The organism is Mycobacterium asiaticum (genome assembly GCF_001668675.1).
Taxonomy (GTDB): Bacteria; Actinomycetota; Actinomycetes; order Mycobacteriales; family Mycobacteriaceae; genus Mycobacterium; species Mycobacterium asiaticum_D.
The window spans coordinates 1-20,803 of sequence record NZ_LZKQ01000288.1 but is presented as its reverse complement, the minus strand read 5'-3'; the positions used below and the strand labels follow the sequence as shown (position 1 = coordinate 20,803).

22 protein-coding genes are annotated in these 20,803 nt (G+C 67.7%); 21 read left to right on the top strand and 1 reads right to left on the bottom strand.

Annotation, left to right across the window (positions count from 1 at the left end):
- Window position 1: 1 nt before the first annotated feature.
- From A9X01_RS24155 to aroQ, 5 genes are read left to right on the top strand one after another with little or no spacing between them, the layout of a single operon-like run.
- Window positions 2-421 carry an A24 family peptidase gene (locus A9X01_RS24155; protein WP_065123143.1) on the top strand — a complete coding sequence of 140 codons (420 nt, stop codon included), beginning with the start codon at window positions 2-4 and terminating at the stop codon, window positions 419-421.
- Between the two features lie 33 nt (window positions 422-454).
- Window positions 455-1,663: a chorismate synthase gene (aroC, locus tag A9X01_RS24150; protein WP_065123142.1), complete on the top strand. Its 1,209-nt coding sequence runs from the start codon at window positions 455-457 to the stop codon at window positions 1,661-1,663.
- A gap of 6 nt (window positions 1,664-1,669) precedes the next feature.
- Window positions 1,670-2,194, top strand: coding sequence for a shikimate kinase (locus A9X01_RS24145; protein ID WP_065123141.1), 525 nt, complete (start codon window positions 1,670-1,672; stop codon window positions 2,192-2,194).
- Window positions 2,191-3,279, top strand: a complete 1,089-nt coding sequence (aroB, locus tag A9X01_RS24140) for a 3-dehydroquinate synthase (protein ID WP_065123140.1) — start codon at window positions 2,191-2,193, stop codon at window positions 3,277-3,279. The genes A9X01_RS24145 and aroB overlap by 4 nt, the downstream gene beginning before the upstream one ends.
- A gap of 46 nt (window positions 3,280-3,325) precedes the next feature.
- Entirely contained in the window at window positions 3,326-3,760 is a 435-nt protein-coding gene (gene aroQ, locus A9X01_RS24135; RefSeq protein ID WP_065123139.1) for a type II 3-dehydroquinate dehydratase, read from the top strand.
- On the opposite strand, the gene A9X01_RS24130 is transcribed toward aroQ, so the two are convergent.
- Complete coding sequence (locus A9X01_RS24130; RefSeq protein WP_081282602.1) at window positions 3,750-4,475, bottom strand: B-4DMT family transporter; 726 nt, start codon at window positions 4,473-4,475, stop codon at window positions 3,750-3,752. The genes aroQ and A9X01_RS24130 overlap by 11 nt on opposite strands.
- Before the next feature lie 33 nt (window positions 4,476-4,508).
- Between A9X01_RS24130 and A9X01_RS24125 the strand changes: the two genes are divergently transcribed.
- The 16 genes from A9X01_RS24125 to A9X01_RS24050 all read left to right on the top strand — a co-directional run.
- Complete coding sequence (locus A9X01_RS24125; protein WP_065123138.1) at window positions 4,509-5,627, top strand: M24 family metallopeptidase; 1,119 nt, start codon at window positions 4,509-4,511, stop codon at window positions 5,625-5,627.
- A gap of 15 nt (window positions 5,628-5,642) precedes the next feature.
- Window positions 5,643-6,206 (top strand): elongation factor P, encoded by a 564-nt coding sequence (gene efp, locus A9X01_RS24120; RefSeq protein WP_036355256.1) that lies wholly within the window; start codon window positions 5,643-5,645, stop codon window positions 6,204-6,206.
- A gap of 1 nt (window position 6,207) precedes the next feature.
- Window positions 6,208-6,708 (top strand): transcription antitermination factor NusB, encoded by a 501-nt coding sequence (gene nusB / locus A9X01_RS24115; RefSeq protein WP_065123137.1) that lies wholly within the window; start codon window positions 6,208-6,210, stop codon window positions 6,706-6,708.
- A complete protein-coding gene (locus A9X01_RS24110; protein ID WP_065123136.1) occupies window positions 6,705-7,121 on the top strand; it encodes an antitermination protein NusB in 417 nt (138 codons plus the stop codon). The genes nusB and A9X01_RS24110 overlap by 4 nt, the downstream gene beginning before the upstream one ends.
- A 106-nt stretch (window positions 7,122-7,227) precedes the next feature.
- Complete coding sequence (locus A9X01_RS24105) at window positions 7,228-7,800, top strand: Rv1733c family protein (protein WP_155772254.1); 573 nt, start codon at window positions 7,228-7,230, stop codon at window positions 7,798-7,800.
- Window positions 7,800-9,065 (top strand): NAD(P)/FAD-dependent oxidoreductase, encoded by a 1,266-nt coding sequence (locus tag A9X01_RS24100; protein ID WP_065123135.1) that lies wholly within the window; start codon window positions 7,800-7,802, stop codon window positions 9,063-9,065. Before A9X01_RS24105 ends, A9X01_RS24100 begins: the two co-directional genes overlap by 1 nt.
- 75 nt (window positions 9,066-9,140) lie before the next feature.
- The gene (locus A9X01_RS24095; protein ID WP_081282600.1) at window positions 9,141-9,578 is read left to right on the top strand and encodes a DUF6636 domain-containing protein; all 438 of its coding nucleotides are present in this window, start codon (window positions 9,141-9,143) and stop codon (window positions 9,576-9,578) included.
- A gap of 17 nt (window positions 9,579-9,595) precedes the next feature.
- Window positions 9,596-12,421, top strand: coding sequence for an aminotransferase class I/II-fold pyridoxal phosphate-dependent enzyme (locus A9X01_RS24090; RefSeq protein ID WP_081282599.1), 2,826 nt, complete (start codon window positions 9,596-9,598; stop codon window positions 12,419-12,421).
- Window positions 12,422-12,613: 192 nt separating this feature from the next.
- Window positions 12,614-13,351, top strand: a complete 738-nt coding sequence (locus A9X01_RS24085; RefSeq protein WP_065123134.1) for a GntR family transcriptional regulator — start codon at window positions 12,614-12,616, stop codon at window positions 13,349-13,351.
- Entirely contained in the window at window positions 13,348-13,578 is a 231-nt protein-coding gene (locus A9X01_RS24080) for a 4Fe-4S dicluster domain-containing protein (protein ID WP_065123133.1), read from the top strand. The genes A9X01_RS24085 and A9X01_RS24080 overlap by 4 nt, the downstream gene beginning before the upstream one ends.
- A gap of 25 nt (window positions 13,579-13,603) precedes the next feature.
- Window positions 13,604-14,992, top strand: a complete 1,389-nt coding sequence (locus A9X01_RS24075) for an ABC transporter substrate-binding protein (RefSeq protein ID WP_065123132.1) — start codon at window positions 13,604-13,606, stop codon at window positions 14,990-14,992.
- Window positions 14,989-15,837, top strand: a complete 849-nt coding sequence (locus A9X01_RS24070; protein WP_065123131.1) for an ABC transporter permease — start codon at window positions 14,989-14,991, stop codon at window positions 15,835-15,837. The genes A9X01_RS24075 and A9X01_RS24070 overlap by 4 nt, the downstream gene beginning before the upstream one ends.
- The gene (locus A9X01_RS24065; RefSeq protein WP_065123130.1) at window positions 15,834-16,571 is read left to right on the top strand and encodes an ABC transporter ATP-binding protein; all 738 of its coding nucleotides are present in this window, start codon (window positions 15,834-15,836) and stop codon (window positions 16,569-16,571) included. The genes A9X01_RS24070 and A9X01_RS24065 overlap by 4 nt, the downstream gene beginning before the upstream one ends.
- Window positions 16,568-19,261 (top strand): fumarate reductase/succinate dehydrogenase flavoprotein subunit, encoded by a 2,694-nt coding sequence (locus A9X01_RS24060; RefSeq protein WP_155772252.1) that lies wholly within the window; start codon window positions 16,568-16,570, stop codon window positions 19,259-19,261. The genes A9X01_RS24065 and A9X01_RS24060 overlap by 4 nt, the downstream gene beginning before the upstream one ends.
- 158 nt (window positions 19,262-19,419) lie before the next feature.
- Entirely contained in the window at window positions 19,420-20,343 is a 924-nt protein-coding gene (locus A9X01_RS24055; RefSeq protein ID WP_065123129.1) for an alpha/beta hydrolase, read from the top strand.
- A gap of 4 nt (window positions 20,344-20,347) precedes the next feature.
- Window positions 20,348-20,803: amidase family protein (locus A9X01_RS24050; RefSeq protein ID WP_172832598.1), on the top strand; the 456-nt coding region annotated here is incomplete at its 3' end.

Here is a 20,803-nt window from a genome sequence, read left to right as displayed (position 1 = left end):
CATGCGAATCGCAGCGGCGACCCTGGTGCTGGCCTGGATGGCGGTCCTGTGTGGCTTCGACATCCGGCAGCGACGGCTACCCAACGCGCTCACCCTGCCCGGCGCCGCGGTGATCCTGGTCGGCGCGGTGCTGACGGGGCGCGGTGCCCCGGCGCTGGCCGGTGCGGCGGCGCTGACCGCGACGTATCTGGTGGTGCACCTGATAGCGCCCGCGGCGATGGGCGCCGGCGACGTGAAGTTCGCGATCGGCCTGGGCGCTCTGACCGGGTGCTTCGGCGCCGACGTGTGGTTCCTCGCGGCGATCGCCGCACCGCTGCTGACCGCGTCGATCGCGGTGGCCTGCCGCGCATATGCCCTTCCGCACGGTCCGTCGATGGCGGTCGCCACCGCGGCAGCGGCGGGCTTGGCTCTGCTGGATTAACTGGCGCTCAGTCGTACATGGGAAGATGTTCGGGTGTTGCGCTGGATCACTGCCGGGGAGTCCCACGGCCGCGCGCTGGTAGCCATGGTCGAAGGCATGGTCGCCGGCGTGCACGTCACGTCGACCGAAATCGCCGACCAACTGGCCCGCCGCCGCCTGGGCTACGGGCGTGGCGCCCGGATGAAGTTCGAGCGCGACGCCGTGACGATCCTGGCCGGTGTGCGCCACGGCAGCACGCTGGGCGGACCCATCGCCGTCGAGATCGGCAACACCGAATGGCCGAAGTGGGAAACCGTGATGGCCCCCGACCCGGTGGACCCCGCCGACCTGGAGAACAGCGCGCGCAACGAACCACTGACCCGGCCGCGGCCCGGCCACGCCGACTACGCGGGCATGCTCAAGTACGGCTTCGACGACGCCCGGCCCGTGCTGGAGCGGGCCAGCGCCCGCGAGACCGCCGCCCGGGTGGCAGCCGGCACCATTGCGCGGGCCTTCCTGCGTCAAGCCCTGGGCGTCGAGGTGCTCTCGCACGTTATCTCGATCGGCGCGTCGGCACCCTACGACGGCCCACCGCCGCGCGCCGAGGATCTGCCCGCCATCGACGCCAGCCCGGTCCGGGCGTACGACGCACAGGCCGAGAAATCGATGATCGTTGAGATCGAGGCGGCCAAGAAGGACGGCGACACCCTGGGTGGGGTCGTGGAGGTGGTGGCCCTGGGCCTGCCGGTCGGCCTGGGCTCCTTCACCAGCGGCGACAACCGGCTCGACAGCCAACTGGCCGCGGCGGTGATGGGCATCCAGGCGATCAAGGGCGTGGAGATCGGCGACGGTTTCGAGACGGCCCGCCGCCGCGGCAGCCGCGCCCACGACGAGATGTATCCCGGACCCGACGGCGTCGTGCGCTCGACCAACCGCGCCGGCGGACTCGAGGGCGGCATGACCAACGGCCAGCCGCTGCGGGTGCGCGCGGCGATGAAGCCGATCTCCACCGTGCCCCGTGCCCTGGCCACCGTCGACATGGCCACCGGTGACGAGGCCGTCGCCATCCACCAGCGCTCCGACGTGTGCGCGGTGCCGGCCGCCGGCGTGGTGGTCGAAACCATGGTGGCGCTGGTGCTGGCCCGCGCGGCGCTGGAGAAGTTCGGTGGGGATTCGCTGGCCGAAACGAGGCGCAACATCGAGGCCTACCAGCGCACGGTCGCCGACCGGGAGGCGCCGGCCGCCCGCGCCGCCGGAAGCTAGCCACCGATGGCTCCCAGAGCGGTACTCGTGGGCTTACCCGGCTCCGGCAAGTCGACCATCGGACGTCGGCTCGCCAAGGCACTCGGGGTCAGCATGCTCGACACCGACGCGGCGATCGAGCAGAAGACGGGGCGCACCATCGCCGACATCTTCGCCACTGACGGCGAGCAGGAGTTCCGTCGCATCGAAGAAGAGGTGATCCGCGCGGCCCTGGCCGAGCACGACGGCGTGCTGTCACTGGGCGGGGGAGCGGTCACCAGCCCCGGGGTGTGTGCGGCGCTCAACGGCCACACCGTGGTCTACCTCGAGATCAACGCCGCCGAAGGCGTCCGGCGCACCGGGGGCAACACCGTGCGGCCCCTGCTGGCCGGTCCGGACCGCGCCGAGAAATTCCGTGAGCTGATGGCCAAGCGCGTTCCGCTGTACCGCCGCGTCGCGACCATCCGGGTGGACACCAACCGCCGCAACCCCGGCGCGGTCGTCCGCTACATCGTGTCGCGGCTGAACACCCAGGTAGAGGCTGCCAAATGAGAGAAGCAACGAAGCCAGTCACCATCGAGGTGGCCGTCGACCCGCCGTACCCCGTGGTGGTCGGCACCGGGCTCCTCGACGAACTCGACGAGTTGCTGGCCGGCCGGCACAAGGTCGCCATCCTGCATCAGCCGGTGCTCACGGAGACCGCGGAGACCATCCGAACCAGGTTGGCGGACAAGGGGATCGACGCACATCGCATCGAGATCCCGGACGCCGAGGCCGGCAAGGACCTGCCCGTCGTGGGTTTCATCTGGGAAGTCTTGGGCCGCATCGGAATCGGCCGCAAGGACGCACTGGTCAGCCTGGGCGGCGGCGCGGCCACCGATGTCGCCGGGTTCGCCGCGGCTACCTGGTTGCGTGGGGTGTCGATCGTGCACGTGCCGACCACGCTGCTCGGCATGGTCGACGCGGCGGTCGGCGGGAAGACGGGCATCAACACCGACGCCGGCAAGAACCTGGTCGGAGCGTTTCATCAGCCGTTGGCGGTGTTGGTCGACATTTCGACGCTGAAGACGTTGCCACACAACGAGATCGTGGCCGGGATGGCCGAGGTGGTGAAGGCCGGATTCATCGCCGACCCGGTGATCCTGGACCTCATCGAGGCCGACCCGCAGGCGGCGCTCGACCCGGAGGGCGACGTGCTGCCCGAACTGGTCCGGCGCGCCATCGCCGTCAAGGCGGAAGTCGTCGCGGCCGACGAGAAGGAATCCGAGCTTCGCGAAATCCTCAACTACGGGCACACTTTGGCGCACGCGATCGAACGCCGGGAGCGCTACCGGTGGCGGCACGGTGCCGCCGTGTCCGTGGGGCTGGTCTTCGCCGCCGAGCTTGCCCGGCTCACCGGCCGACTCGACGACGAAACCGCACAGCGCCACCGCGCCATCCTGACGTCCCTGGGTCTGCCGGTCAGCTATGACGCCGACGCGCTGCCCCAGCTGCTGGAATACATGGCCGGGGACAAGAAAACCCGCGCGGGTGTGCTGCGGTTCGTGGTCCTGGACGGGCTGGCCAAGCCGGGCCGGTTGGTCGGGCCCGACCCGGGCCTGCTGGTGACGGCCTACGCGGGAGTGTGCGCGCCATGACGCGCCCACGACGATGCAGAGCGCGGCGATGCGGAGGAGTGGCGCCATGAGTTCGAGCGTAAACGTGTTCAACGGCCCGAATCTCGGTCGCCTCGGCCAGCGCGAGCCCGCCGTCTACGGCAGCACCACCCACGACGAACTGGCCGCCCTGATCGAGCGCGAAGCCGCCGATCTCGGCCTCAAAGCCGTTGTGCGGCAAACCGATAGCGAAGCCGAACTGCTGGACTGGATTCACCGCGCGGCCGACGCCTCCGAGCCGGTGATTCTCAACGCGGGCGGCCTCACCCATACGTCGGTGGCGTTGCGCGACGCCTGCGCCGAGCTGAGTGCACCACTGATCGAGGTGCACATCTCGAATGTGCATGCGCGCGAAGAGTTTCGGCGCCACTCCTACCTGAGTCCGGTCGCCACCGGGGTCATTGTGGGCCTGGGCATCCAGGGCTACCTGTTGGCCCTGCGCTACCTGGCCGCTACTCGGTAGATTTCTTGTGCGGTCTGGTCGCCTCGTCCAGGTTCAGCACCTCGGTCTTGGCCTCGCTGCTGTCGCCGGTGCGGATGACCTCGGTCTTGTCTTCGCTGCCGCGGTCGCCGGTGCGGATGACCTCGGTCGGCTCATCGCGCTCGGCGGTGGCCACGGGCGACGTGCGCTCCTCGGTCTTGGCGCCGCCCTGCGACTGCCGGGGGATCTCGCCCGTCGGGCTGTCGTCCTCACGCACCGCGGAGAACACGTCGGTGTCCTGGCGGTCGTGCGACCCGTCGTGCTTCTCCGGGGGCGGGGCGTTGCGGTCGACTCGCCACCGGCCGACAGCCACGCCCAGGATGCCGAAGACGAACACGATCAGGGCGGTGAACGCAGCGAAAGTAGTTAGCTCGTTGAGCAGCCCGCCGGTGTAGATGCCCTTGTAGAACAGCGCGATGATCCAGGCCACCAGGCCGCTGACCAAGCCCGCCACCAGGCCGGCCAGCAGCCAGACCATCGCGAGATCCTCGCGTCGGTCCGGGTCCGGGTTGGCCTTGGCGTCGGCGCGGCCGTCGCGCAATCCCCACACGACCGACGCGATCACGAAGAGTGTCAGCAGCACGATGCTGATCAGCGCGGACTGCGTCTGCCACGCGTTGATCAGCGCCCCTTGGAAAAGGCGAAGAACGACCATCGCGGCGGCAAAGACCAATCCACGCACCATCCACTTGTTCATGGGCAAACAGCGTAGCGAGTACGGTCAAGGGTCGTGACACATTCCCAGCGTCGACACAACCTCAAAGCCAAAATCGGTGCCGCCGGACTAGACGCGATGCTGGTCACGGACCTGATAAATGTGCGGTATCTATCCGGATTCAGTGGATCCAACGGCGCGTTGCTGGTGTTTGCCGACGATCGGGAGGCCGTGCTGGCCACCGACGGGCGCTATCGCACCCAGGCGGCGCAGCAGGCCCCCGATCTGGAAGTGGCCATTGAGCGGGCGGTGGGCCGGTATCTGGCGGGCCGGGCCGGCCAGGACGGGGTGGGGAAACTGGGCTACGAAAGCCATGTCGTCACCGTCGACGGCATGGACGCGTTGTCCGCGGCTTTGGAAGGCCACAACACCGAGCTGGTCCGCGCGTCGGGCACCGTGGAGGCGCTGCGCGAGGTCAAGGACGCCGGTGAGCTGGCGCTGCTGCGGCTGGCGTGTGAGGCGGCCGACGCCGCCCTGACCGATCTGATCGAGCGCGGCGGACTGCGCCCGGGCCGCACCGAACGCGAGGTCAGCCGCGAGCTGGAGAACCTGATGCTCGATCACGGCGCCGATGCGATCTCGTTCGAGACGATCGTGGCGGCCGGGCCGAATTCCGCCATCCCGCACCACCGGCCCACCGACGCCGTGCTGGCCGCTGGTGATTTCGTCAAGATCGACTTCGGCGCCCTGGTGGCCGGCTATCACTCGGACATGACCCGGACGTTCGTGCTGGGTAACGCCGCCGACTGGCAGCTGGAGATCTACGAGTTGGTGGCCGAAGCGCAACGGGCCGGCCGGGAAGCCCTGCATCCGGGCGCTGAACTGCGTGACGTCGACGGTGCGGCGCGGAAGATGATCGCCGACGCGGGTTACGGCGAGCACTTCGGTCACGGTCTGGGCCACGGAGTCGGCCTGCAGATCCACGAAGCGCCAGGCATCGGGGCAACCTCCGCCGGTACACTACTTGCGGGCTCCGTGGTGACAGTGGAGCCCGGCGTCTATCTACCCGGCCGCGGCGGTGTCCGCATCGAGGACACGCTGGTGGTGCCAAGTAGGGCGTCGGCTACCTCGCAGACCACCGGGCAGATCCCGGAATTGTTGACCCGGTTCCCGAAGGAACTGGCCATCTTGTAGGAGATGTTAGAGAACGTGGCGACCACTGCTGACTTCAAGAACGGACTTGTCCTGGTCATCGACGGCCAGTTGTGGACGATCACCGAGTTCCAGCACGTCAAGCCTGGCAAGGGGCCGGCCTTCGTGCGCACCAAGCTGAAGAATGTGCTGTCCGGCAAGGTCGTCGACAAGACCTACAACGCCGGCGTGAAGGTCGACACGGCCACCGTCGACCGGCGCGACACCACCTATCTGTACCGCGACGGCTCGGATTTCGTGTTCATGGACAGCGAGGACTACGAACAGCACCCGCTGCCGGAGTCGCTCGTCGGCGACGCTGCGCGTTTCCTGCTGGAAGGCCTGCCGGTGCAGGTGGCCTTCCACAACGGAGCACCGCTGTACATCGAACTTCCGGTCTCCGTCGAGCTCGTCGTCTCCCACACCGAGCCGGGCTTGCAGGGCGACCGCTCCAGCGCGGGCACCAAGCCGGCGACGGTGGAGACGGGGGCGGAGATCCAGGTGCCGCTGTTCATCAACACCGGCGACAAGCTCAAGGTGGACACCCGCGACGGCAGCTACCTGGGTCGGGTCAACACCTGACATGCCGGACGGGAAAGCGAGTAAGCCGGGCCGGCGGTCCCAGCCGCTGAAGGGCCGGCACAGCGCGCGCAAACGTGCGGTCGACTTGCTGTTCGAGGCCGAGGCGCGCGGGATGAGCCCGGTCGAGCTGGTCGACGTGCGCACCGCGCTCGCCGAATCCAACCCGGACGTGGCGCCGCTGCATCCCTACACGGCCGGGGTGGCGCGCGGGGTGGCCGAGCACGCCGCGCACATCGACGAGCTGATCACCTCGCACCTTCAGGCGTGGACGCTGGACCGCCTGCCGGCGGTGGATCGCGCAATACTGCGGGTTGCGGTGTGGGAACTGCTCTATGCCGAGGACGTGCCGGAACCGGTCGCCGTCGACGAGGCGGTGGAGCTGGCCAAGGAGTTGTCCACCGACGACTCGCCCGGTTTCGTCAACGGGGTGCTGGGCCAGGTCATGCTGGTCACGCCGCAGATCCGCGCGGCGGCCCAAGCCGTGCGCGGAGCGGGTACATGACCCGCCTCGAGCTGCGTGTCGTCATCGCCGTGCTCGCGGCCGTGGCGGTGGTGGTCGGCGCGGTGGTCAGCGCCGCATTCGGGTGGACCATCGTCGCCTCGGTGCTGGCGATCTTCGGGCTCGGCGTGGGCGCCCTGGTGTATCACACGATCGAACGCCTGATCCTGGCCCGCCGCATCAGTACCGTACGCACCGCAGCCAAACCGCTGCAGCCGCTGCTGCCGGTGATGGCCGCCATCATGGGCCTCACCCAGGGCGTGGTCCGCTCGCTCGGCGACGTCACCGACCTCCCGGGGCGGCGCTGGGAACTGCCGCAACTGCCGATGCTCAAGTGGGTGGAGAACTCGCTCGGCAACCGCGGCAACAAACAGATCATCGACAGCGACGACGACCCCAACGGCCGGTCGCTGTAGCAAACCGACAACACACCAGGGCCGCACTGTCCCAGTTGGGCAATGCCTGCGGCGCAACCGGCCATCACCATGGAGTTGTCAGCAATCAACTCTGAAGGTGGCCAACATGCACACGCTGCTTCGCGAACGTGGACAGCGCATCATGGCCCGCATCCGCCACCGCGCACGCATCGCCGACGGAACCGAGATGTTGACCGCGATCTGGATCGCGATCACCTTGCTGGTCGGCCTGCCGGTGGCCGGTGTCGTGGGGCTTTCGGTCTACGAGTCGCGCACTCGCGTCCTGAGCGAGCAAGCTCAGACCCGGCAGCTGGTGACGGCGGTGGTGGTCAGCGACAACGCCTTGCACCAAGAGATGTCTGACCCACGGACGGTCACCGTGCCGGCCCGGTGGTTCGCCGGCGGAATCCAGCACGCCGGTGACGTGACGGCGCCCCGAGGCGTGAAAGCCGGGGATTCCGTGGACATCTGGGTGGACCCGGAGGGCAATCACGTCGGGCTGCCGTTCCGGACTCCGCTGGATGAGGCTGCGGCGGCCGCCCTGTCCACCTGGTTGAGCGTGTCCGCGGTGACCGCGATCTTTCTGGCCGGCAATTGGGCCCTCGTGCGGCGACTGCGTGACGGCCGGCGCGAGGGACCGGTGATTGCGAACCGAAGGCTCAGCTATGGAGGTGTCTGATGGCCGGTGTGGAGGATATCGACGGTGGACCTCGCACGGTAATCGTTGTGGGCGCGGGCATCGTCGGATTGTCGACGGCGTGGTTCCTGCAGGAGCGTGGCGTCGATGTCACGGTGGTTGACCGCGGCGGTGTCGGCGCCGGCGCGTCCGCTGGCAACGCCGGGTGGGTGGCACCGGGTCTGGTCCTGCCGCTGAACTCTCCGGCGATCTTGCGCTACGGGTTGCGGTCCCTGTTCGACGCGAATGCGCCGCTACACATCCCGGTGACCGGAGACCCGCGACTGTGGCTCTTCCTGATGCAATTTGCCGCGAACTGTCGGCGATCATCGTGGAGTCGGGCGCTGCGGGCGAACACGGTCCTCAACGAGGACTGCATCGATGCGTTCGACGTCCTGGTCAACAACGGGGTGGACGTGCCGGTGACAGACGCACCGATCACCGCCTTGTTCGAGTCCAGCGCCGGGGCCCAGCACCTCCTGAAGGAACTCGACGTACTTCAACAGGCCAGCCAGACAACGTTTGTCACCGCCCTGTCGGGTGACGCACTGCACGAGCAGGTGCCGTTGGCTGCGCCGGCGGCTACATCCGGGCTCAGCATCAGCGGACAGCGCTTCGTCGATCCCGGCCGGTTCGTGACGGCGCTGGGACGAGCGGTGACCGAGCGGGGCGCGCTGTTGCACCGCTTGGAGGTCACCGGAATCGTTCCTGCGGGCAACGGCATTGCGGTGCTGACGAATTATGGCGAGCCGCTGCGGGCAGATGCCGTGGTGATCGCCAGTGGCGCGCAGCTGCCGCAACTGGCGGCCCGCTGGTTGCGCGTGCCGGTACGTGCCGGTCGTGGTTACTCGTTCACCGTGCCCGTGGATCGCCCCATCCCGGGGCCCATCTACCTGCCGGATGCCCGGGTGGCCTGCACGCCGTACCGAGGCGCGATGCGGGTCTCGGGCACGATGGAGTTCCGCAACCCGCGGGAGCGGGTTTTTCCCGAGCGGGTGGCGTCGATCGTGAGCTCGGCAAGCAAGTTGTTGGACGGCATGCGCTGGGACGAACGCACTGACATTTGGGTTGGTGCCCGCCCGATCACGCCCGACGGACGCCCGTTGATCGGCGAGGTGGCACCAAGGGTGTTTGTCGCTGGTGGACACGGCATGTGGGGATTGACGCATGGACCGGTCACCGGGCGGTATCTGGCCGAACAGGTCACCACCGGCAAGCAGCCACCGAGCCTGCGCGAGTTCGACCCGCTGCGCAGGGTCGGCCGCTGAAGACCAAACCGCCGAAACGCTCGTGTGTCGAGGGAGGGGGAGACACAATAGCGGCGTGATGGAAAGCTGTCGGCAATGATGCCGAACAGAGCGAGCGCCGGGTTCGTCGCGGCCTTCGTCGTGACTGCGCTGGCAGCGCCGGAGCCGACGGCGCACGCCGCCGGCCTCGAGTTCTTCCAGACGCCGTCGGGAAATATCGGTTGCGGCATCGGGCCGATGGAAGGCTCGGCCTTCGCCGGCTGCGAGATCCGTGAGCACTCCTACCCGGTGCCCCCGCGCCCCAACCCGTGCATGGGCGCGTGGGGGAGCAGAATCAGCATGCACCAGGGCGCCCCAGCCCAAATGTCTTGTCACAGCGACACAATCCTCGGCACCGGCTACCCGGTGCTGCAGTACGGTCAGACCCGGTCGTTCAACTCGATAACGTGCGAGAGCCAGGAGGCCGGCATCACCTGCACGGATCACGGCGGCCACTATTTCCGTCTTTCCCGCGATGCTTACGAACTGCACTGACGCCGAAGGGTGACGACATGACCAGATACAACGCCCGTCCGCGTCGACTTCGCGTCTCGGCGCTGGCCGCGGTGGCCAACCCGTCATACACGCGGATCGACACCTGGAACCTGCTCGACGACGCCTGCCGTCACCTGGCCGAGGTCGACCTGGCCGGCCTGGACAAGTCCCACGACCTGGCCAAGGTGAAGCGGTTGATGGACCGCATCGCCGCCTACGAGCGGTACTGGCTGTACCCGGGTGCGGACAACCTGGCGACGTTCCGTTCCCATCTCGAGAGCCTGTCCACCGTGCGTCTGGCCGAAGAGGTGTCCCAGGCCGTCCGGCTGCTGTCCGAATACGGCGACCGCACAGCGTTGTTCGACCTTTCGGCGCCCCTGGCCGACCAGGAGCTGGTGGCCCAGGCCAAGCAGCAACAGTTCTACACCGTGCTGCTGGCCGACGATTCCCCGTGCACCGCTCCGGACTGCCTGGTCGACGCGCTGCGCCAACTGCGCAACGCGGCCGAGGACATTCAGTTCGAGATCCTGGTCGCGCCGAGCGTCGAGGACGCCATCACCGCGGTGGCGCTCAACGGCGAGATCCAGGCCGCAATCATCCGCCACGATCTGCCATTGCGCTCGCGTGACCGGGTACCGCTGATGAACACGCTGCTCGGGGCCAACGACGACATACCGGTGTCCGACCGCACGCACGACTGGGTCGAATGCGGCGAATGGATCCGCGAACTTCGCCCGCACATCGACCTGTACCTGCTGACCGATGAATCGATCGCCGCCGGCGGCGACGACGAGCCCGACGTCTATGACCGCACCTTCTATCGGCTCAACGATGTGACCGACCTGCACAGCACCGTGATCGCCGGGCTGCGAAATCGGTTCTCCACACCGTTTTTCGACGCCTTGCGCGCCTACGCCGCAGCACCCGTCGGCCAGTTCCACGCGCTGCCGGTCGCCCGCGGTGCCAGCGTCTTCAACTCGAAGTCGTTGCAGGACATGGGCGAGTTCTATGGCCGCAACATCTTCATGGCCGAAACGTCCACCACCTCAGGCGGTTTGGACTCACTGCTGGACCCGCACGGCAACATCAAGAAGGCGATGGACAAGGCCGCAGTGACGTGGAATGCCAACCACACCTACTTCGTCACCAACGGGACCTCGACCGCCAACAAGATTGTGGTGCAGTCGTTGACGCGGCCGGGCGACATCGTGCTGATCGACCGCAACTGCCACAAGTCGCACCATTACGGGCTGGTGCTGGCGGGCGCCTACCCGCGGTACCTGGAGTCCTATGCGCTGCCGCAGTTCGCGATCTACGGGGCGGTCCCGCTCAGCACCATCAAGAAGGCGCTGCTGGACTTGGAAGCGGCCGGGCAGCTGGACAAGGTCCGCATGCTGCTGCTGACCAATTGCATCTTCGACGGCGTTGTCTACAACCCCCGGCAGGTGATGGAAGAGGTGCTGGCGATCAAGCCGGACATCTGTTTCCTGTGGGACGAGGCCTGGTTCGCGTTCGCCACCGCGGTGCCGTGGGCCCGGCAGCGCACCGCCATGGTGTCGGCCGAGAAGCTCGAACAGATGCTGGACTCCCCGCAGTACGCCCAGGAGTACCGACTGTGGGCCGCGTCGATGGAGGGCATTCCGCGGTCGGAGTGGGTCAACCACCGGCTGCTGCCCGACCCTGACAAGGCGCGGGTGCGGGTTTATGCGACGCATTCGACGCACAAGTCACTCTCGGCCTTCCGGCAGGCGTCGATGATCCATGTGCGCGACCAGGACTTCAACGCCCGCGCCCGGGACGCCTTCGGCGAGGCGTTCCTGACCCACACCTCGACCTCACCGAACCAGCAGCTGCTGGCGTCTTTGGATTTGGCCCGGCGACAGGTCGACATCGAGGGTTTCCAGCTGGTCCGGCAGGTCTACGACATGGCACTGGTGTTCCGGCACCGGGTCCGCAAGGACCGGCTGATCAGCAAGTGGTTCCGCATCCTCGACGAGTCCGATCTGGTTCCGGAGGAATACCGGGCGTCGCACGTCAGCTCGTATCGCGAAGTGCGCCAGGGCGCCCTCGACGAGTGGAACGAGGCCTGGCGATCCGACCAGTTCGTGCTGGACCCGACCAGGGTCACGCTGTTTCTGGGCAAGACCGGCATGAACGGCTATGACTTCCGCGAGAAGATTCTGATGGACCGGTTCGGCATCCAGATCAACAAGACCTCGATCAACAGCGTCTTGCTGATCTTCACCATCGGCGTGACCTGGTCGAGCGTGCACCATCTGCTCGATGTGCTGCGCCGGGTGGCGACCGACTTCGACCGGACCAAGGAGGCCGCGAGCGCGGCCGACTGGGCGCTGCACGAGCGCCGCGTCGAGGAGATCACCGAGGATCTGCCGCACCTGCCCGATTTCAGCGAGTTCGACGTCGCGTTCCGTCCCGCCGAGGGCAGTGTGTACGGCGACACCCGCTCGGCGTTCTATGCCGGGTATGAGGAATCGGACCGCGAGTACGTGCTGATCGGCACCGCCGGGCGCCGGATCGCCGAGGGAAAGACGTTGGTGTCCACCACGTTTGTGGTTCCGTATCCGCCGGGCTTCCCCGTGTTGGTCCCGGGTCAGGTGGTTTCGAAAGAAATCGTCTACTTCCTCGCTCAGCTCGACGTCAAGGAGATCCACGGATACAACCACGAGCTGGGCCTGTCGGTGTTCACCCAGGAGGCGCTGTCGCGGATGGAGGCGCAGCGCAAGGCGGTGACACGCGCGAAGGTGTCCGGCAACGGTTCCGAGCCGTCGCGGGCGCCCGAGGCACCGATGGTGGCGAACGAGCACACCGTCCAGGTGAACTGACGTACGGCTGTCACCCGCATTAGTTTCAACGCGATCAGAAGTGCGGGGGGTGCGTCCGGGGTGGCGCAATAGCGCTCCGGGGCCCGGATATCGCTGGTAGCGCACTACGGGGTCCGGCGCAATGGTTCAGGCGCCCAGCAGGACCGTGGTCGGTCCCGACATTGCGCCGCTGACCTGCATTAGCGTGGCGGCGTGGCAGATCCAGTGCCGATCCAGGGCGCCCGCGCCGACCGGGCCCGCCGGGTTGCCGACGTGCTGCGTCAGCAGATCCACGCTGGCGCCTACCCCGACGGGCTACCCAACGAAAGCGAGTTGGCCACCGAGTTCTCGGCCTCGCGCAACACCGTTCGTGAAGCCCTCGGCGTCCTCAAGCACGAGGGCCTGATCGACCGCGGACCGAGGATCGGCACGCACGTCGCGCAGCGCAAGTACGCGCACGGCCTGGACACGCTGCTCGGCCTCAAGGAGACCTTCAACGGTCAGGGCGAGGTCCGCAACCAGGTGCGGGCCGCGATGCTGGTCGCGGCCCCTCCGTCGGTGGCGCACCGACTGCGCCTGGGCCCCGGTGAGCACGCCGTCTTCATCGAGCGGCTGCGGTACCTGGGTGACCTGCCGCTCAGCCTCGACCTGACCTACCTGGCCCCGGACATCGGCACGCAGATCCTGGGGCATCCGCTGGAAGACAACGACCTGTTCGCCCTCATCGAGCAGGTGAGCGGGCAACCCCTCGGCTCAGCGGCGTTGGCGCTGGAAGCCATTCCCGCTGACGCCCATTCGGCGGTGGCGCTGCAGGTGCCCAACGGCGCGCCGCTGCTGATGCTGGAGCGCCTCACCAGCCTGGACGACGGCCGCCCGGTTGACCTGGAGTACATCAGGATGCGGGGGGACCGAATCACCATGCGCGGCAACCTGATTAGGAGCAAGCCTTGACGCTGATCGACAACACCCGAGCCGATGTACCGGTCACCATCGACGAATCGCTGTGCATCGAAGGCTGCAACCTGTGCGTCGAGGTGTGCCCGCTGGACGCGCTGGCGATCAATCCCGACACGGGTAAGGCGTTCATGCACGTCGACGAGTGCTGGTACTGCGGGCCGTGCGCGGCGCGTTGCCCCACCGGGGCGGTCACGGTGAACATGCCCTATCTGCTGCGCTGAATCCCGCTCTATCTCAAGGATATCCATGGTGAGGCATGTGCAACGGCTGCTGTCCGTCGCGGTAACCCTGGCCGTATTGCTGTCCGGTTGCTCGCTGGAATCGCTGGCCGAGTCCGACGGAGTCGTCAACGTCGTCGTCGGCTACCAGTCCAAGACCATCAACACCGTGACGGCCGGGACGCTGCTGCGCGCTCAGGGCTACCTCGAGCATCGGCTTGCCGATGTCACCCACCGCACCGGCACCCGATATGCCGTGCGATGGCAGGACTATGACACCGGTGCGCCGATCACCGCGCAGATGCTGGCCGAGAAGATCGACATCGGCTCGATGGGGGACTACCCCCTGCTGATCAATGGTTCGAAAACTCAGGCGAATCCGTTGGCCCGCACCGAAATGGTCTCGGTCACCGGCTACAACCCCAAGGGCGCCCTGAACATGGTTGTGGTGGCGCCGGGTTCGTCGGCGACGACACTGGCCGACCTCAAGGGTGCCAGGGTCTCGGCAAGTGTGGGCTCGGCTGGTCACGGCACGTTGGTCCGGGCGCTGGACCGGGCCGGGATTCACGGTGCTGAAGTGCTCAATCAGCAGCCACAGGTTGGCGCGTCCGCTCTGGAATCAGGCCAGGTGCAGGCGCTTTCGCAATTCGTCGCGTGGCCGGGTCTGCTGGTGTACCAGGGTAAAGGCCGGTTGCTCTACGACGGCGCGGAATTGAATGTGCCCACCTTGCACGGTGTTGTCGTGCGCCGCTCCTACGCGGCCGCGCATCCCGAAGTGCTGGCGGCGTTCCTGCAGGCACAACTGGACGCCACCGACTTCCTGAACAACAGGCCGTTGCAGGCGGCCCGCATCGTCGCCGACGCCAGCGGTCTGCCGCAAGAGGTGGTGTACCTCTACAACGGTCCGGGCGGCACCTCGTTCGACAGCACGCTCAAGTCGTCGCAGATCGAAGCGCTCAAAGGCGATGTGCCCTACCTGAAGTCGATCGGCGATTTCGCCGATCTCGACGTCGACGGATTCGTGCAGGACAGACCGCTGCGGGCGGTGTTCGGTGCGCGCGGGCTCGACTACGACGCCGGCCGGGCTCGTACCGGTAATCCGTCGGCGCTCGGTGGTGACCCGGCCTTGGCCAGCGAATTGTGGCTGGACGGTGCGGATTCGACCCAGACGTTCGCCAACCCGACCGCTCTGCTCCACGCGATCAAGGCGGCGCGCGCACGCAGCGCCCGAATCCGGGCCGCCTATGTGCCTGACGCGGAGCTGGGCACCCGATGGTTCGCCGACAAGGCGGTCTGGGTGCGAGACGGCATCGATTACCGCCCGTTCGGCACCGTGGCCGGTTCACGACGCTACCTGGCCGCGCACCCGGGTGCGGTGACCGTGGATTACGAACAGGCAGTGGGGAGTTCGCTATGACCGCCGAATTGGCCGACCGGATTGTGGGCCCAGCCAAACCAGTCGCCGCACCGCGCCGGTCCGCCTCGCCGTGGCGTTCGCGGCTGCTGCGACTGGCGTCGGTGGCCCTCGCGCTCGGGCTGTGGCAACTCCTCACCGTCGAAAAGGTGCGGTTCTGGCTGCGATTCGACACGCTGCCGACGATCACCGAGATAGCGACCGCGCTCACCCGGCGGCTGGGCGCCTTCGAATACTGGCTCGACCTCGCGCAGTCGCTGCTGCGCATTCTCACCGGGTTCGGCCTGGCAGCGGCGGCCGGTGTCGCGACCGGTGTGCTGTTGGGCCGCTCCCGGCTGTTCGCCGACCTCGTCGGCCCGCTGACCGAACTGGCCCGACCGATTCCCGCGATCGCGCTGGTGCCGGTGGCGATCCTGTTGTTCCCGACCGACGAAGCGGGGATTGTCTTCATCACCTTCCTGGCGGCCTACTTCCCGATCATGGTCAGCACCCGGCACGCCGTGCGGGCCCTGCCGACCCTGTGGGAGGACAGCGTGCGGACCCTCGGGGGTGGGCGCTGGGACGTGCTGACGCAGGTTGTGCTGCCCGGCATCCTGCTGGGAGTGTTCGGCGGCCTGTCGGTCGGCATGGGGGTGGCGTGGATCTGCGTCATCTCCGCCGAAATGATCTCGGGACGGCTGGGTGTCGGCTACCGCACCTGGCAGAACTACACCGTGCTGGCCTACCCGCAGGTGTTCGTCGGCATCATCACGATCGGCGTGCTGGGTTTCGCGACATCGGCGGCCGTCGAAGTCATCGGGCGCCGGGTCACCCGGTGGTTGCCGAGGGGAGAGGAAGCGAAGCGATGAGGGGCATGAGTCTGGAACTGGATCGGGTACGCCTGTCGTACAACGGGATCCCAGTCATCGACGGGATGAGTCTGGCGGCGCGGCCCGGGGAGATACTGGTGCTCACCGGGCCCTCGGGGTGTGGCAAGTCGACGGTGCTGCGGGCCCTGGCGGGTCTGATGCGCCCCGACAACGGACGGGTGCTGGCCGACGGCGAAGAGGTGGTCAGCACCTCGGGCGACCGCGGCATGGTGTTCCAGGACAACGCTCTACTGCCCTGGCGCACCGTACGGTCGAACATCGAGCTGGCGTTGCGGTTGCGCGGCGTGCCGCGCACCACCCGCCGCGCCCAAGCCGAACGCTGGATCACCGAGGTCGGCCTCACCGGTTTCGGGCAGTACCTGCCCAAGAGCCTGTCCGGCGGAATGCGTCAGCGCGTGCAGCTGGCCCGTGGTCTGGCCGGTGCGCCGCGCGCGGTGCTGATGGACGAGCCGTTCGGCGCGCTGGACACCCAAACGCGTTCGGCCATGCAACGTTTGCTCATCGATACCTGGCGAGCGCATCCCACCACCATCGTCTTCGTCACCCATGACGTCGACGAGGCTCTGGCACTCGGTGACCGCATCGCCGTGTTGGGCCAAGCCGGCCACCCGCTGCGTGCGGTGCTCGACGTGCCGGATCCGCGCAGCACCGCTCCGCGGGCTGAACTACGCGCCGAAGTCATTGCCGCGTTGAACCATTTGGTGGCGGCATGATGCAGATACCCGCGGACGAGCCGCAGCTCCGACTCGACTGTGACGTGCTGGTCATCGGCGGCGGTACCGCCGGCACCATGGCGGCCCTCACCGCGGCCGAACACGGTGCGCAGGTGCTGCTGCTGGAGAAGGCGCATGTACGCCACTCGGGCGCCCTGGCCATGGGCATGGACGGGGTGAACAACGCCGTCATCCCCGGCAAGGCCGAACCGGAAGACTACGTCGCCGAGATCACCCGGGCCAACGACGGAATCGTCAACCAGCGCACCGTGTATCAGACCGCCACCCGCGGGTTCGCCATGGTGCAGCGGCTGGAGCGCTATGGGGTGAAATTCGAAAAGGACGAGCACGGCGAATACGCGGTGCGCCGGGTACACCGCTCCGGCTCGTATGTGCTGCCGATGCCCGAGGGCAAGGACGTCAAGAAGGCGCTTTACCGGGTGTTGCGGCAACGCTCAATGCGGGAAAAGATCCAGATCGAGAACCGGCTGATGCCGGTGCGGGTGCTGACCGCTGATGGCCGGGCCGTCGGCGCCGCGGCGCTGCACACGCGCACCGGGGAGTTCGTCGCGATCGGCGCCAAGGCCGTGATTCTGGCGACCGGCGCGTGCGGACGGCTCGGCCTCCCCGCCTCCGGATATCTGTACGGCACCTACGAGAACCCGACCAATGCCGGTGACGGCTACTCGATGGCCTATCACGCCGGCGCCGAACTCTCCGGAATCGAGTGCTTCCAGGTCAATCCGTTGATCAAGGACTACAACGGGCCGGCGTGCGCGTACGTGGCCAATCCGTTCGGCGGCTACCAGGTCAACGCGCACGGCGAGCGGTTCGTCGACTCCGACTACTGGTCGGGTCAGATGATGGCCGAGGTCAAGAGCGAGATCGATTCGGCTCGCGGGCCGATCTACCTGAAGGTGTCACATCTGCCTGACGAGACGCTGACGGCGCTGGAAAACATCCTGCACACCACCGAGCGGCCCACCCGGGGCACCTTCCACGCCAACCGGGGTCACGACTACCGCACTCACGACGTGGAGATGCACATTTCCGAAATCGGGCTGTGCAGCGGGCATTCCGCATCCGGCGTGTGGGTCGACGAGCATGCCCGCACCACGGTTCCGGGTCTGTACGCCGCCGGCGACCTGGCCTGCGTCCCGCACAACTACATGATCGGGGCGTTCGTCTTCGGCGACCTCGCCGGCGAACACGCCGCCTCGACGGTCACCGAAACCGCCGCGCCACAACACCTGCCGCAGGACCAGCTGCGTGCGGCGCACGAGCTGATCTACCGCCCCCTGCGGCACCAGGACGGGCCGCCGCAGCCGCAGGTCGAATACAAGCTTCGGCGCTTCGTCAACGACTATGTGGCGCCGCCCAAGACCGCGGCCAAGCTGTCGATCGCGATCCGCACCTTCGACCGCATGCGCGACGAGATCGCCGAAATGGGGGCACGCACCCCACACGAGCTGATGCGCGCGGTCGAGGTGTCCTTCATCCGCGATTGCGCGGAAATGGCCGCCCGGTCCTCGCTCACCCGCACCGAGTCACGGTGGGGGCTCTACCACGACCGCGCCGATCTGCCCGTGCGGGACGACAGCGAGTGGGGTTACCACCTCAACTTGCGCAAAGACCCCGGCGACGGCCGGATGGTGTTCCTGAAGCGTCCGGTGGCCCCCTATTTGGTCTCGGTCCCGGAGTTCGATGCGCTGCCGCCGACGGATCGGCGCGTATTCGAGGTGGAGCAGCCGCCGCTGATGGGCGGCCAGGCCCCGACCACCACCCGAACCCGTATCGAGACCCCGGTGCATGCTCCGTCGCCACGCATCGCCGAGGTCCTGGCGCTCGACGAGCCGACCACCGCGGACCTACGGCCCTACCTGACCGATCCCGACGCCGGAGTCCGCCGCACCGCGGTGGCAACCCTCACCGAGCACATACCGGACGGTTACGCACCCGCCCTGTTCGCCGCGCTCGACGACGCCGATGTCGCGGTGCGCCGGACCGCCGCCGACGGGATCCGGGAATTGGTAGAGGTGCTGCCGGACGCCGCCGAAGCCCGCCCGCATCTGGACTCACCGGATGCGGTGGTGCGGGCCGCGGCAATGTATGTGCTCGCGGCGCGGCGCGGCGGTTCGGCGACGGAATACCGGCGCGGGCTCGATGACGATATTCACCATGTGCGGATCGAGGCCGTGCGCGCGCTCGTTTCCGTCGACGACGTAGCCGGCGTCGTTGCCGCTGCGGCCGACGAGAACCGGGAGGTGCGCATCGCCGCGGCCGGGGGGTTGGCCGCAATGCGTTCATCGGTCCGGAGCCGGGATGCCATCGGCGCCCTGATTGCCGACCCGGACCCGCTGGTGCGCGCCGCCGCGCTCACGGCGATGGCCGAATTGGGTTGCGACGAACGTAATTTCGACGCGGTGCAGCAGGCGCTGCGCGCAACCGCCTGGCAGGTGCGGGTAGGGGCGGCGCGCGCACTGTCCGGTACGACGGCCGAACTCGCCGTGCCCCAGCTGGCCCACGCCGTTGCGGACACCCATCTGGACGTGCGGAAGGCCGCGGTGCTGAGCCTGACCAGGTGGGCCGGCGAGCCCGCAGCCCGCGACGCACTCGCCATCGCGCTCAAGGACAACGACGCCGACGTGCGGGCCTACGCCCGTCGTGCGCTCGACGGCGTGCACGCCTAGTCAAATCCTGCCGCCCAGCGTGTGGCGTATGGCGGCTTCGTGACCAATTTTTCTGCGTAAGGCCCACGCTCGGCGCTCGAACAAACGCGCCCTGGTCATTGAATAGCGATCGTTATATAGTGATCGTTATTCTAACGGGCATCGAGGAAAGGGCACTTATGGCAAGCGAGCGGACGGCGGAATTGGCGGGCATCTTCGCGGAGATCGGCAGGCGTTCCTCGAATCCCAACTTCGGGCTGGAGACGATCAGGGACGTCGCTGAGAACATCCATGTGGCGACGAAGGAACCCGAGGGTGTCACCTACGCCGAGGTCGACGCCGGCGGAGTCGAGGCGCTGTGGTGTATCCCCGTGGACAGCGACCCGGAATCGGTCCTGCTACACAGCCATATGGGCGGCAGTGTGCTGATGTCGATGCACTCGGACCGAAAAGCGGCCGCACACATCGCCAAAGCGGCCGGCACGCGCTCGCTGGTCCTGAACTTCCGGCGTTCCCCCGAGCACAAATACCCGGCACAAGTGGAGGACGTCGAGACCGCCTACCGCTGGGTGCTCGCACAGGGCTATCAGCCCAGCAAGATCGGCAGCGTGGGCCACTCGATCGGCGGCTACCTCGCCGTCGAACTCGCCGTGCGGCTGCGTGATCGGGGCGAGGCGCAGCCCGGTGCGGTGCTGTCCATCTCGCCCTGGACCGACGTCACGATGTCGGGGGAGTCCATCGAATCCAACGCCGACCGGGACAGGTTGCTCACCCGCGGATTGATGGAGCTGTTCCGGTCGTGCTGGCTGGACGGCACCGGAGTGGAATACACCGACCCGCGTGTGCATCTGCTCGGCGCCGACCTGTCCGGTTTGCCGCCCACTTTGGTGTACTACGGAGAGTACGAACTGCTCGCGTCGGATGCCGTCGCCTTCGCGCAAAAGGCAAGGGAAGCGGGCAGCGACATCGTCCTGCGGCAACTCGACGAGGGACAGCACTCCTTCATCATGGGAGCGGGCCGCGTCGACGCCGTCGACCGCGCAATCGCCGAGATGGGCAGCTGGCTGCGCACCACCCTCGGGCTTCAGGCGAAGGTTGCCTAGCGTAATGCAACCTTACGAACTGACCCTGGCCGGCGCGGCACGGCAGATCCGGACGAAGGAGTTGTCGCCGGTCGAGCTCACCGAGTCCGTGCTGGCACGCATCGACGCCATCAATCCCGAGGTCAACGCGTTCAGCAACGTCACGGCGGAACTGGCCAACGAAGCGGCGGCACGGGCGGCACGCGAGATCGCGGCCGGCCGATATCGCGGGCCCCTGCACGGAATCCCGATCGGGGTCAAGGAAATCTACGACATGGCCGGCGTGCCAAGCACTTCCAGCTCACGTGTCCGGGCGGACCACATACCCGATGTAGACAGTGCCGTCGTCGCGCGGCTACGGCAGGCCGGTGCGGTGGTGGTGGGCCGCACCCACTCGCACGAGTTCGCCTACGGCGTCGTCACTCCCCAGACACGCAACCCGTGGCGGCCGGACCGCATCGCGGGCGGGTCCAGCGGGGGG